The sequence below is a fragment of the Flavobacterium sp. AC267 genome (assembly GCF_979258715.1).
Window position 1 is genome coordinate 1,857,908 of the sequence record NZ_OZ409875.1, and the last position, 12,423, is coordinate 1,870,330.

A 12,423-nucleotide genomic window follows, 5' to 3' on the forward strand; every position below is an offset into this window, starting at 1 on the left:
TAAGAAATGAAAAGGAATAATTTTGTCCGTTTGTATTGTTTTTGTTGTTTGAAAAATTGCTGTCGAATTAATAGTTCATCGGAATGTCCATCAATAAAAATTCAGCATCAGTATTTGCCTGAATGTTTAAAATATCAGTTCCTGAAATTCCAACAGCATCACGAGTATTTAATTCCTGACCGTTGATCGTAACGTTTCCTTTTAAAACAAAAGCATAAACTCCGTTTCCTTCTTTTTTGATTTTATATTCAGTACTTACGCCAGAATCAAAATTCCCCATGTTAAACCAGGCATCTTGGTGAATCCAAACACCTTCATCATCTGCATTTGGAGATAAAATCTGAGATAATTTATTGTGTCTGTCTGCAACATCCAAAGTAATTTGCTGGTAACGCGGCGTAACGTTTCTCTTATTTGGAAACAACCAAATCTGTAATAATTTAGTCTGCTGATCTGCATTTGGATTAAACTCACTGTGCTTGCACTCCAGTACCCGCACTCATAACCTGAATATCTCCATTTTTAATGATTTCAGTATTTCCCATGCTGTCTTTGTGAGCTAAATCACCTTCTAACGGAATCGTAATGATTTCCATATTATCGTGAGGATGCGTTCCAAAACCCATTCCCCCAGCAATCGTGTCATCGTTTAAAACACGAAGTGCTCCAAACTGAATTCTATCTGGATTGTACCAGCTCGCAAAACTAAAGCTGTGATAAGCGTTCAACCATCCATGATTTGCGTTTCCTCTTGTTTCTGCTTTATGTAATACTATATTTTCCATGATGTTTTCCTTTGTGTTATTATTATGGTACAAATTTACGACCAACATCAAGGAAAAGCACTTAATCTAGATTAAGTTCTTTAAGGCTCTAAGTTTCTGAGGTTCTAAGAGGCTAAGGTTTTTAGGTGCAAAGACTTAAATTTACAAAGGTTCAAAGGTTTTTCTTGTTTTTTGGCGACAGAAATTTTGGTTTTCAAAAGACCTGAAGTCCCGCTATACCTTCCAATCTTTTATGCTGAACCCCAGCATAAAAGGATTTCCAGTTCTATCGGGGCTAAATTAGAAGTTTCATTTTTATAAGAAGGTGCAGAGACTCAAAGTTGCAGAGGTTCAAAGGTTCCAGTTTGTACAATCCTGAGGAACGAAGGATCACACTCGAAGCTCGACAAAGATATGTTTATTCAAAGTTTTTGCTAAAAAAATTATTTGGTCTCACAGTAACCACACGGTTTTGTCATCTCGACCAAGGAAAGATATCCGCAAGTAACTCGACAAAGATTTGTTCCTTCAACGTTTTTGCTAAAAAATCATTTAGTCTCAAAGTAAGCACGCGGTTTTGTCATCCTAAGGAACGAAGGATCACACAAGAAATTGCACCTGCATAATCGCCAATCTTTGCCGAGTTCCGAGTGTGATCCTTCGTTCCTCAGGATTACAAGATTGTGATGGAATTAGTTCATCTGTAAATTAATAAATTTTAGTTTGATTCGAGTATATCAACAATACTATTAAAGTTTTTCTTTTTAGCAATAGAAAGTGCTGTTTCTCCTTTTTTTGCTATCGCGTTTTTGTCTGCGCCATTTGCCAGCAGGTATTTTGCAATTTCTTCATGGCCATAATAAGCGGCACACATAAGTTCGGTGAAACCATCTTTTGCCGCAACATTCATTTCTGCTCCAGCCAGAACGAGAATTTGAACACATTCCAAAATTCCATTTATAGCCGCTGACATTAATACTGTAACTCCTTGATTGTTTCTATTGTTCACATTAGCTCCAAACTTCAAAAGAATTTTTAATGCTTCCAATTCCTCTTGAAATGCTACAACCCAATGCAAAGCAGTCATTTTCTTCTTATCTTGTATGTTTGGATCTGCTCCATGTTCCAGCAACGTTTGAAGTACTGGTACCGATACTGGTGATCCTTTTGCAGATGCGCAATGAAGGGCAGTACTACTGAAATATTTACCCATAGATTTCAGGTTGACATCGATATTTGTGTCAAGAATAATATTTAGTATTTCTAAATTATCCCGTGCAATGACGACAGTGTAATATATTTTCTCCTCCATAATCAACAATTGAAACGTCAGCACCAAGCTTTAATAATTCTTTAACTCTTTCTATATCGTTCGTAATTACTGCCAAAATTAGCGGAGTGCGTAAATGGTCGTCTTGTGCATTTAAACCTCTTTGTAATAATTCAGGAATAGTGTCATTCAATTTTTTCATAATTAAAAACAGTTTAATCAGGTTATATTTAGATGTTACTTTTTAGGCGTCTAAATTTTGTAAAATTATTCTTTCTTTTTAAGAAGCGAAACTACAAAAAATAAAAGATTAAAAAATGATTTAACGGCATTAACTATAAGCTGATGTATCAGGGCTAAATGAGAAGTTTTTGTTTTAAGAAGTTGCCTGAATTCAAAACAAGAAGGCTTTAAGGTTCCAATTTGTTATCCTAAGGAACAAAGGATCACACAAGAAATTCCACCTGCATAATCGCCAATCTTTGCCGAGTTCCGAGTGTGATCCTTCGTTCCTCAGGATGACAAGATTGCGTTAAGCAATTGCGTTCAAAGAAAATAAAACTTCGCGACTTTGCAAGATTATATAAAAAACTAAACTATTTTATCTTAACCAATTTCCCTTTTCCAATCACTTCATCAAGATAATTAACAGAGGAACTTTTCCTGTCATGCATATAAAACGGAATCGTATCTTTTTGAATTTGATCTTTCGAAATGCTGATAATCAAATCTGTATTGATGAAATTGTCCAATAGTATTGTATTACCATAAGAAATTTTTCCTTTGGGCATAAACTTGTTATCAAACACAAAAATACTATCCTTAAAAGTAATTTTATCTTTTTGGATATACGAATTGTTTTCTTCTATAAAATAACTATAACGCCCGTTAAGTTTGTCTGTTTTCTGGTTTATGCTAATAGAAAGCAGGGTTACTATTATAAATAAATATTTCATGATTTCTAACTGTATTGATTAATAAACTGCTGGACAACAAAATCCGTGTTGTCGTGGCGTTTTTTTATTTCCAAGGCAATTGGAGGAGCGGCTCTTTCTAAACAATCTTTCACGGAGCAAGTTTCGCACGTAACGCCAACAATTCGTTTAATAAGAGGTTTTCCTTCAATGAATTTAAATTTCTTTTTCATTGTTGGATTAATTAAAATTCCAACAGAAATGTCGCGAATATTATTTTCTACAAAAGGGTCTTTTGTTGCTGATGAAAAAACCAAATATTCATTACCGCTATGCACATAACTCGAAATTTGAGCATCAAAAAAATGAGATTTGTTTTGACTTATAGCTTCATTTATGGTTTTTACAGAAACCCATCTTCTGCAATAATGCTCGTTAGTTTCGTTAGCGTGCGGTTCCTGCTGATTCGTAATGTGAAGTTCCTTTTTTATCTGATAAATATCCGAGCCAATGGGGTGTGACATTCTTAAAAAGAATAAATTTTTCAGCTGAAAATCTTTCGGTAATAAATTGGTTAAGCGCTGATAAAAGGACTCTGGCGAAACCTCAAAGCTTTCAATTAACGAAACAAATTCTTCTGGATTCGGTTTTTCATTAGTTAGGAAATTGTTGATTTTGTCTACAACCAATTTTCTTGGCAATAACAAAGCGCCTGCAAAATAAGAAGCGTAAAAATTATTCAAAACCTGATCAAAATTTTCAAACTTAATCCAGCTGAAAGTCAATAATCGGTCTGAAATTTTTAAATAATTATAAGCAATTTCTTTTGCTAAAATAAAAGCTTTCTGCGACCCGTCGAGTTCTGTTGAAAGTAATAAAGTTTTGCTTTTCGGAACATAAATCGATCGCAAATCACCCAAAGCTTCCTGATCTGTAAAAGCAATTTCTTTGATGTTGTATTCGTATTCTTCTTTTAAAATCGCTTCTAATTCTTCAATCCTTATTTTAGAATCTAAATTAATTTGAAAGGATTTCGAAAACGCAATTACCTTCTCTTCTAAATCTTCAAAATAATTACTGTGCGCTTCCTGATACGATCTCAAAGCGACTAAAAAGAAGCTTTCGCGACTTAAATTATAATGTTGGGCAATTTCAATAATTGTACTAATAAAGGCGTTGACTTTTGCTGGAGCATTAGCAATAATATCAATTAAATCGGCTTCTTGAATTCCGAAAAGCTCAAGCGGAATCTCTTTTAAAATTCCAGATTTTAAAATTTCGCCAATGGGAGCGAGATTATTATCGAGTTTTAAAGACACTAATTGATCGTAAGGAACATCTAAATGTTGACACAAAAGAAGAATTTTATCTGTTTTTGGATATTTTTTCCCCTTTTCAATCTCATTTAAATACGATTTTGAAAGATTCGTCAATTTGGCCAGACCAAAAAGAGAAAGATTTTTTTGGGTTCTGACCTGCTTGAGTTTAAGTCCAAATATCAGCTTTATATAGTCTTTTTCGATATCCATAATATCAAATGTAACTGATTTACAAATAATCGCCAAAAAAATATTTTTAAATTTTAGCGAACGTTCGCTATTTTTATAAAAAACTTTTTGTAACATTGTAGTATAAAATATATTAGCTATGACATCGCTAATTAAATTATTGTCTTTTGGAAGGCAAAATAGACTAAGCGATTGCATAGCTGACCAATTAAAAATAAAAACCAGCGACTATGAAAAACCAATTAGAAATTACCGAAACGGCAATGGAGTTTTTAGCCGAAAAGAAGCTTCGTTATCCAAAGATCTGGACCGAAGAAGCAATTGCTTTTATAACTGAACTGCATAGAAAATTCGAATCACAGCGAAAACTATTGCTTTTGCAGCTACGATCAAAAACAAGTCAATTTTGATCAGGGAATCATGCCGGTTTTTATTCCAGAAACCAAAAGTATTAGAGAAGGCAATTGGACAGCAGGCGAAATTCCGAAAGATTTGTTGGATCGAAGAGTAGAAATCACCGGACCGGTTGATCGCAAAATGATTATCAACGCTTTGAATTCGGGAGCAAAGACTTTTATGGCCGATTTTGAAGACAGTACTTCTCCAACCTGGCAAAATTTAATGGAGGGGCAAATGAATTTAATTGATGCAGTCAACAAAACCATTACGTTTACTAATTTGGTGAAACAAAAGTCCTATCATTTAAATGAAAAAATCGCAACACTGATTGTTCGACCAAGAGGATTGCATTTGCCTGAAAAACATCTTTTAATTGAAGGGAAAGAAGTTTCGGGGTCTTTAGTAGATTTTGGTTTGTATGTTTTTCATAATCATAAAAGACTTTTAGAAAATAATTCAGGACCCTATTTCTACATTCCGAAATTAGAACATTATCTGGAAGCGCACTGGTGGAATACTGTAATTAATTTTACTGAGGATTATTTGAAACTGAAAAGAGGAACCATAAAAGTGACGGTTTTAATTGAAACCATAACAGCAAGTTTTCAGCTCGATGAAATTATTTATGAATTGAAAGAGCATATCGTAGGCTTGAATTGCGGACGCTGGGATTATATTTTCTCTTACATCAAAAAGTTTAGAAAAAAATCCAAAATTCATCGTTCCAGATCGCGATCAGGTAAATATGACTTCGCCTTTTATGAATGCTTATTCCAATTTGGTAATTCAAAGATGTCATAAACGCGGGATTCATGCGATTGGCGGAATGGTCACGCAGATTCCAATTCGCAATAATGAAGAAGCAAATGCTGTCGCTTTCGCGAAAGTAAAAACCGATAAAGAACGTGAAGTTCGAAACGGTCACGACGGAACTTGGGTGGCGCATCCGGATTTAGTGTCACTGGCAAAAGAAATTTTTGATAAAGGAATGCCGACTCCAAATCAGATTCATATTAAAAGAGAATATCGAAAAATCACAGAAGGGGATCTGATTGAACCACCAATCGGAATCATTACTGAAAACGGTGTTCGTAAAAATATAAATGTTGGCGTTTTGTATCTCGCTTCATGGCTGAATGGACAAGGCGCCGCCGCATTGCATAATTTAATGGAAGACGCCGCAACGGCTGAAATTTCGAGATCGCAATTGTGGCAATGGCTTCAGAATAAAGTGGTTTTAGATAATGGACGAAAATTAGATTTGGCTTATTATCACGAATTAGCTTTAGAAGAATTCAGAAAAATCAAAGAAGAATTGGGTGAAGAAAATCACGAAAAACAGCAATTTCCATTGGCTGAAAAAGTATTGGAAAGATTAGTTGTAAATACTGATTTCGTCGATTTCTTGACGATTCCATGTTACAAATACCTATAAACAATTAAAAATTGAGAATTAGAAATTAAAAATCTGCAGTATCTGCTAAATCTGCGAGAGAATATTTTTTTACGCAGATTTGCTTCGCCAGTTCGCTATCGCTCGCGTAGCAGATAACGCAGATTTTAATTCTTTTATAAATGTTGCGTTTATTTTTTAAACACATAGAAACATAGGTTTATGGTTCTTTAAAATTAAATTTTTAGAGAATTTTAAAAAAAACTAGTTTTTCACACATAGCTATGTTTGTTTAAACAAGTGAAACACCTTTAACCAGAAAGATGGACTATGTCTCTATGTGTTTAAAAATTAAACTCAAAGAAAAAATAAGTCTCAGTTCAAAACTGAAAACTGAGACTGAAAACTATACACTTACTAACCACTTTAACTTAAACTATTTATGAAAACAACAGAAGACAGAATTCAGGAATTGATTAACGATTGGATTACGAACCCGAGATGGAAAGGGGTTGAACGCCCATACACTGCGAGTGAAGTAGTAACGCTTCAGGGTTCTTATCAGATTGAGCATTCTATTGCAAAAATGGGAGCGCAAAAATTATGGAGAAAGTTAAAAAGTCAGGATTATGTTGCCGGGTTGGGCGCATTGACTGGAAATCAGGCAATTCAGGAAGTCGATGCGGGTTTAGAAGCGATTTATTTAAGCGGCTGGCAAGTTGCGGCTGATGCAAATCTGGCAGGAGAAATGTATCCGGACCAATCACTTTATCCAGTAAACAGCGTACCGATGGTAGTGAAAAAAATCAATAATGCTTTGTTGCGTGCTGACCAAATTCAGACCGTAAATAATAGTGAGGATAAAAAAGATTATTTAGTTCCAATTGTGGCTGATGCCGAAGCTGGCTTTGGAGGAAACCTAAATGCTTTCGAATTAATGAAATCAATGATTGAAGCTGGAGCTTCTGGAGTGCATTTTGAAGATCAGCTAAGTTCTGCCAAAAAATGCGGACACTTGGGCGGAAAAGTTTTGGTGCCAACACAAGAAGCGATTAATAAATTAATAGCGGCACGTTTGGCTTCAGATGTTATGGGAGTTTCCACTTTAATCGTTGCCAGAACAGATGCTGATGCAACAAATTTATTAACAAGCGACGCTGATCCAAGAGACAGGAAATTTTTAACTGGCGAAAAAACTGCTGAAGGTTTCTTCTACGTAAAAAACGGAATCGAGCAAGGAATTGCTAGAGGTTTAAGCTACGCGCCTTATGCCGATTTGATTTGGATGGAAACCAGTAATCCAGATTTGGTTTATGCGAAAAAGTTTGCAGACGCTATGATAAAAGAATTTCCAGATAAAATGCTGGCATACAATTGTTCTCCGTCTTTTAATTGGGTCGCAAAATTAACGGTTGCAGAAATGGAAACCTTTAGAGAAGATTTGGCGACAATGGGTTATAAATTTCAGTTCATTACTTTGGCAGGATTTCATGCTTTGAATACGAGTATGTTCGAATTGTCTAAAGCATACAAAGAACGCGGAATGGCGGGATATTCTGAATTGCAGGAACGTGAATTTGCTTTACAGAAAAACGGATTTAGAGCGGTAAAACATCAAGCGTTCGTTGGGACTTCTTATTTTGACGCCGTTCAAAATACGGTTATGATAGGAAGATCTTCAATAACAGCGATGAAGCATTCTACGGAGGTTGAGCAATTTTAATTTTTTTCCGCCACGAATTCACGAATTATTTTTGACAATCTTTGTGAGTAAAATTCGTGAATTCGTGGCGGAAAATCTTATTTTTTTAAAAGTCGAGCTTTCATTTTGCTGAAAAATTCTGGCGTTACGCCAATGAAAGAAGCAATTTGTTTTTGAGGAACTTTATGAACAAGAGATCCATATTTGGTGGTAAACTTTTCAAAACGTTCTTCGGCTGGTAAACTTAAATTGTCCATTAATCGCTGTTGATTGGCAACTAATGAATTCTCAATTAAAATTCTAAAGAAGCGCTCTAATTTAGGAATCTCTAAATACAATTGTTCCTGATTTTCTTTGGATAAAGAAACTACTTCTGCTTCTTCTAAAACTTCAATAAAAAGTTGTCCGGGTTTTTGCGAAAAAAAACTGTACATATCGCTCATCCACCAGCCCTCGCAGGCAAAAGATAAAACATGTTCTACAATGTTATCGTTGATGTTAAAGCTTCTTAAAATTCCTGAATTTACAAAATAAGAATGTTTGCAGACTTCGCCGGCATTTAATAAAATTGTTTTAGGCTTATAAATATTCGTTTCTAGTTTCGATAAAAAAAGTGCTTGCTCTTCTGGCGTCAATGAAACGTGTTTGGCAATGTTTTCAAGAATTAACTCCATTATTTTTTATCGTCGATTAAGGTAAATGAAGTTGCTTTAAAACGATCTTTTTCGATTGTTCCTGTTACAGAAGCTTTTCTAACAGCATTACAAAATCCGTTATCGGCATGTGCGTCGCCATGATCATGAATAGTTGTGCCGTCAACGAAATAGGTTTTTCCGTCGATGCGAACTGCTAAATCACAACTTTTGCCTTTCATTCCAAATTGGCATTCTCCGCAAGAAGCTTCTACAATTGTTGGTTTATCAAATTTCTTTTTGTCTTGTGCTTGAGCTGAAATTCCGATAAACAGGAAAATCATGAATATTAGTTTTTTCATTTTTTAAGAATTTACAGTTATTAGTTTTGCCGTTTCTTTGGCGCGTTCTACTACTTTTTCGATTGGAGTAGCCAATGTATCGTCGCTTAAAACAACTCCCATTCTGCGATAGGGTCTTGAAGTTGGTTTACCAAAAATCCTGAAATCGGTTTTGGGTAAAGCGACTACTTTTTCGATTCCGGTAAAAGTGGGATTTGTAGAATCTTCAGATGCTAAAATTACGGCACTTGCTCCGGCTTTTTCTAGAGTAATTTCAAAAATTGGCAGGCTTAAAATCGCTCTTAAGTGCAATTCAAATTCATTGAAATTCTGCGTTCCGGCTAAAGTTACCATTCCGGTATCATGAGGTCGCGGAGAAAGTTCAGAGAAATAAACGCCGTCATTGGTTAAGAAAAATTCAACACCAAAGAGTCCGGCACCTCCGAGCGCTTCGGTAATTTTTTCTGCCATGTCCTGCGCTTCGTATAAATCAGCTTCAGAAACTTGTGCCGGTCGCCAGCTTTCCTGATAATCGCCGCGTTCTTGTCTGTGGCCAATTGGCGCGCAAAACAAAGTGGGATTATTATTCTGCGTAATCGTTAAAAGGGTAATTTCTGAATGAAAATCTACAAAAGCTTCTACAATTACTTCGATAACGTCACCACGCGAACCTGCAACGGCATATTGCCACGCTTTTTCAATATCACTTTCTGTTTTGATTGTCGATTGTCCTTTTCCAGAAGAAGACATTAAAGGTTTTACCACACACGGAATTCCAACTTCCTGAACGGCTTTTTGCAATTCTTCGGCTGATGTTGCGTATTGATATTTGGCTGTTTTTAAGCCAAGTTCTTTTGAAGCTAAATCACGAATGGCTTTGCGATTCATGGTAAAGTTTGCCGCTTTCGCTGAAGGAACAACAGTAATACCTTGTTTTTCGTAATCGTAAAAACGTTCGGTACGAATGGCTTCTATTTCGGGAACTATAAAATCTGGTTGGTGTTTGGCTACGATTCGGTCAAGCGCTTCGCCGTCGAGCATATTGATAACTTCAAATCCGTGAGCTACTTGCATTGCTGGAGCATTTTCGTAACTATCAACAGCAATTATGGTTTGTCCGATTCGTTGTGCGGCGATGACAAATTCTTTGCCTAATTCACCTGAACCTAGGAGTAGTATTTTCATTTTGGAGTGTTGTAAAAAATGGAGTAGTAAAAGTAGCGAAAAATGTTTTTAACCGCAAAGTTCGCAAAGAATTACGCAAAGTTCGCAAGGTAAAATATTTGTATGTATTGATGTAGAGACGCACTGCAGTGCGTCTACTTAGTGGGTGTCTAATCGCAAGTTTTGCAAAGAATCTCACGCAGATTTTGCAGATTCGGCAGATTTAATATTTTAACCGCAAAGTTCGCAAGGGATTACGCGAAGCACGCAAAGGAAAATATTCGTATGTATTGATGTAGAGATGTACTGCAGTGCGTCTGCGTAATGTGTGTCTAGTCGCAAGGTTTGCAAAGAATCTCACGCAGATTTTGCAGATTCGGCAGATTTAATATTTTAACCGCAAAGTTCGCAAGGGATTACGCGAAGCACGCAAAGGAAAATATTCGCATGTATTGATGTAGAGACGCACAGCAGTGTGTCTGCGTAATGTGTGTCTAGTCGCAAAATTCGTAAAGAATCTCACGCAGATTTTGCAGATTCGGCAGATTTAATATTTTAACCGCAAAGGTCGCAAGGGATTACGCGAAGCACGCAGAGGAAATATTCGCATGTATTGATGTAGAGACGCACTGCAGTGCGTCTGCGTAATGTGTGTCTAGTCGCAAAGTTCGCAAAGAATCTCACGCAGATTTTGCAGATTCGGCAGATTTAATATTTTAACCGCAAAGTTCGCAAAGAATTACGCAGAGTTCGCAAAGTAAATATTCGTATGTATTGATTTAGAGACGCACTGCTGTGTGTCTACTTAATGAGTGTCTAATCGCAAGGTTCGCAAAGAATCTGACGCAGATTTTGCAGATTCAGCAGATTAATTTTTCAGCCACAAAGTTCGCAAAGAATTATGTAAAACGCAAAGTAAAATATTTGTATGTATTGATGTAGAGACGCACTGCAGTGCGTCTGCGTACCGTATGTCTGATCGCAAAAAAGCTATCATATATTGTCCTTTTTATTATTAAAATAGGATGCTGAGAGTTTCTCGCAGATCTCGCAGATTTATACTTTGGTTGATTGAATTGCCTCCAGCTTTAGCTGGAGGTTGGTAATTTATTAAGTTAGTGGCTTTAGCCAAAATTCGTGGTTTGGCTAAAGCCTAATTTTGAGCTTCTTTTTGAGCTCCAGCTAAAGCTGGAGGCAATTCATTTTTGTGACTTTTTTATTGTCAGGCTGAGCGGAGTCGAAGCCCTTTCTAGTTATGCAAGCGTTCGACTTCGCTCAGGGTGACACTTTTTTTTAAATGAATTTTCTTGTTTACCCGTTTGCGTGAGGGATAGAAGTGGAAAGCCCACAGCCTGACGAAGGAAGTGCGAGGACTTGAAGCGGATAGCCCGACCCGGAGGGACACGCCCAGATTATTTTTGTGAAGAAATTTTTGTTAATAATTATGGCATAACTTAATTCATTACTGTTTTAAAAGGTTGTTTAAAGCGATTCTATATTTATATATTTGCCGGCTTACAAATTAAACCCCAAGATAATGAAAGTAAAATTTTTTTTGATAATGAGCGCTTTGTTCATTACATCAGCAAAGCTAGTTCTCAAATCGTAATATATAGGTTTGGATTAGGACAGCAGAAAGCAGATGCTGTAATTTTTAAAAAAGACAAACAAACTGTTAGCGGTATAGTTCATTTTCCTGATTTTGAAGATAAAAAAGTAAAAATTAAAGTAGGAGATAAGAATGAAAAATATGCGACCAAAGAGATAGATTCGATTCAGATTTTTGATGCGGATAAAAAATTATCTTACACTTTTTTATGGACGAAAACGAAAGTATACAAAAAGAAGGGTACAGCATTTAAGGTTATTAAGGAAAACTGGTTGTGTAAAACTATTATTGGAAAAGTGTCTTTGTATTTAGGCGACTTGGAATACGGAATTAAGGAAGTTAAGGTAAAGGATGAAGTGACTAATGAAAAGATAAAAGAATCTAAAATGGAAGTGGTTAGTAAAGAAGTTAACCACTATATGAAAAGGAGTAATGAAGATTATCCTATATTGGTTTCTGTAAGTTCAAATGGTGCATCTATTGGTTTTAATGTTTTTTTTAAAGAATATGGTGCTTATTATTTTAGTGATAAACCTGAAATTGTAAAAAAAATACAAGATAAGGAATACAAATATGAGGATATTGAGAAAGTTGTGAATTTGTATAATATGAAACCGGCGAAGAAAGCTGAACCAAAAGCAGAACCAAAATCAGAATTAAAAGCTACAAAAATAAAGGTGACACCGCCAAAAGCGAAAACCACAAAGAAGAAATAAATTGGTAAATA

General features: G+C 35.7%; 11 protein-coding genes and 2 pseudogenes. 5 read left to right on the top strand and 8 right to left on the bottom strand.

The annotated features are described in order from the left end of the window. Positions 1 to 67 precede the first annotated feature (67 nt). The 5 genes and pseudogenes from ACZZ95_RS09550 to ACZZ95_RS09570 form a co-directional block, all read right to left on the bottom strand. Positions 68 to 785: pseudogene (locus tag ACZZ95_RS09550) on the bottom strand (pirin family protein). Between the two features lie 697 nt (positions 786 to 1,482). Next, positions 1,483 to 2,076 carry an ankyrin repeat domain-containing protein gene (locus ACZZ95_RS09555; protein WP_463468852.1) on the bottom strand — a complete coding sequence of 198 codons (594 nt, stop codon included), beginning with the start codon at positions 2,074 to 2,076 and terminating at the stop codon, positions 1,483 to 1,485. After that, positions 2,033 to 2,236, bottom strand: coding sequence for a hypothetical protein (locus ACZZ95_RS09560; protein WP_463468853.1), 204 nt, complete (start codon positions 2,234 to 2,236; stop codon positions 2,033 to 2,035). The genes ACZZ95_RS09555 and ACZZ95_RS09560 overlap by 44 nt, the downstream gene beginning before the upstream one ends. Positions 2,237 to 2,630: 394 nt before the next feature. Continuing rightward, positions 2,631 to 2,990 carry a hypothetical protein gene (locus ACZZ95_RS09565; RefSeq protein WP_463468854.1) on the bottom strand — a complete coding sequence of 120 codons (360 nt, stop codon included), beginning with the start codon at positions 2,988 to 2,990 and terminating at the stop codon, positions 2,631 to 2,633. A gap of 5 nt (positions 2,991 to 2,995) precedes the next feature. Continuing rightward, positions 2,996 to 4,477 carry a helix-turn-helix domain-containing protein gene (locus ACZZ95_RS09570; protein ID WP_463471649.1) on the bottom strand — a complete coding sequence of 494 codons (1,482 nt, stop codon included), beginning with the start codon at positions 4,475 to 4,477 and terminating at the stop codon, positions 2,996 to 2,998. A gap of 209 nt (positions 4,478 to 4,686) precedes the next feature. Between ACZZ95_RS09570 and ACZZ95_RS09575 the strand changes: the two genes are divergently transcribed. From ACZZ95_RS09575 to aceA, 4 genes and pseudogenes are all read left to right on the top strand, one after another. Further along, on the top strand, positions 4,687 to 4,866 hold the full coding sequence (locus ACZZ95_RS09575; protein WP_463468855.1) for a hypothetical protein: 180 nt from the start codon (positions 4,687 to 4,689) through the stop codon (positions 4,864 to 4,866). A 223-nt stretch (positions 4,867 to 5,089) separates the two neighbouring features. Further along, positions 5,090 to 5,852, top strand: a pseudogene (locus ACZZ95_RS09580) (malate synthase A); the annotation flags it as partial. Next, positions 5,844 to 6,290, top strand: a complete 447-nt coding sequence (locus tag ACZZ95_RS09585; RefSeq protein ID WP_463471650.1) for a hypothetical protein — start codon at positions 5,844 to 5,846, stop codon at positions 6,288 to 6,290. The pseudogene ACZZ95_RS09580 and the gene ACZZ95_RS09585, both read left to right, overlap by 9 nt. 400 nt (positions 6,291 to 6,690) lie before the next feature. Then, positions 6,691 to 7,971, top strand: a complete 1,281-nt coding sequence (aceA, locus tag ACZZ95_RS09590; RefSeq protein WP_463468856.1) for an isocitrate lyase — start codon at positions 6,691 to 6,693, stop codon at positions 7,969 to 7,971. A 77-nt stretch (positions 7,972 to 8,048) separates the two neighbouring features. On the opposite strand, the gene ACZZ95_RS09595 is transcribed toward aceA, so the two are convergent. From ACZZ95_RS09595 to purT, 3 genes are read right to left on the bottom strand one after another with little or no spacing between them, the layout of a single operon-like run. After that, positions 8,049 to 8,624, bottom strand: coding sequence for a Crp/Fnr family transcriptional regulator (locus ACZZ95_RS09595; RefSeq protein WP_463468857.1), 576 nt, complete (start codon positions 8,622 to 8,624; stop codon positions 8,049 to 8,051). Next, positions 8,624 to 8,944 carry a DUF6370 family protein gene (locus tag ACZZ95_RS09600; RefSeq protein ID WP_463468858.1) on the bottom strand — a complete coding sequence of 107 codons (321 nt, stop codon included), beginning with the start codon at positions 8,942 to 8,944 and terminating at the stop codon, positions 8,624 to 8,626. The genes ACZZ95_RS09595 and ACZZ95_RS09600 overlap by 1 nt, the downstream gene beginning before the upstream one ends. Before the next feature lie 3 nt (positions 8,945 to 8,947). Beyond that, positions 8,948 to 10,108: a formate-dependent phosphoribosylglycinamide formyltransferase gene (gene purT, locus ACZZ95_RS09605; RefSeq protein WP_463468859.1), complete on the bottom strand. Its 1,161-nt coding sequence runs from the start codon at positions 10,106 to 10,108 to the stop codon at positions 8,948 to 8,950. Positions 10,109 to 11,968: 1,860 nt separating this feature from the next. Here purT and ACZZ95_RS09610 point away from each other — a divergent pair. Beyond that, complete coding sequence (locus ACZZ95_RS09610; RefSeq protein ID WP_463468860.1) at positions 11,969 to 12,412, top strand: hypothetical protein; 444 nt, start codon at positions 11,969 to 11,971, stop codon at positions 12,410 to 12,412. Positions 12,413 to 12,423 lie beyond the last annotated feature (11 nt).

Coding starts and splice junctions, on each gene's coding strand:
- ACZZ95_RS09565 (WP_463468854.1), bottom strand. CDS start 2,990: ATGAAATATTTATTTATAATAGTAACCCTGCTTTCTATTAGCATAAAC.
- purT (WP_463468859.1), bottom strand. CDS start 10,108: ATGAAAATACTACTCCTAGGTTCAGGTGAATTAGGCAAAGAATTTGTC.
- ACZZ95_RS09585 (WP_463471650.1), top strand. CDS start 5,844: ATGCCGACTCCAAATCAGATTCATATTAAAAGAGAATATCGAAAAATC.
- ACZZ95_RS09595 (WP_463468857.1), bottom strand. CDS start 8,624: ATGGAGTTAATTCTTGAAAACATTGCCAAACACGTTTCATTGACGCCA.
- ACZZ95_RS09570 (WP_463471649.1), bottom strand. CDS start 4,477: ATGGATATCGAAAAAGACTATATAAAGCTGATATTTGGACTTAAACTC.
- ACZZ95_RS09575 (WP_463468855.1), top strand. CDS start 4,687: ATGAAAAACCAATTAGAAATTACCGAAACGGCAATGGAGTTTTTAGCC.
- aceA (WP_463468856.1), top strand. CDS start 6,691: ATGAAAACAACAGAAGACAGAATTCAGGAATTGATTAACGATTGGATT.
- ACZZ95_RS09600 (WP_463468858.1), bottom strand. CDS start 8,944: ATGAAAAAACTAATATTCATGATTTTCCTGTTTATCGGAATTTCAGCT.
- ACZZ95_RS09560 (WP_463468853.1), bottom strand. CDS start 2,236: ATGAAAAAATTGAATGACACTATTCCTGAATTATTACAAAGAGGTTTA.
- ACZZ95_RS09555 (WP_463468852.1), bottom strand. CDS start 2,076: ATGGAGGAGAAAATATATTACACTGTCGTCATTGCACGGGATAATTTA.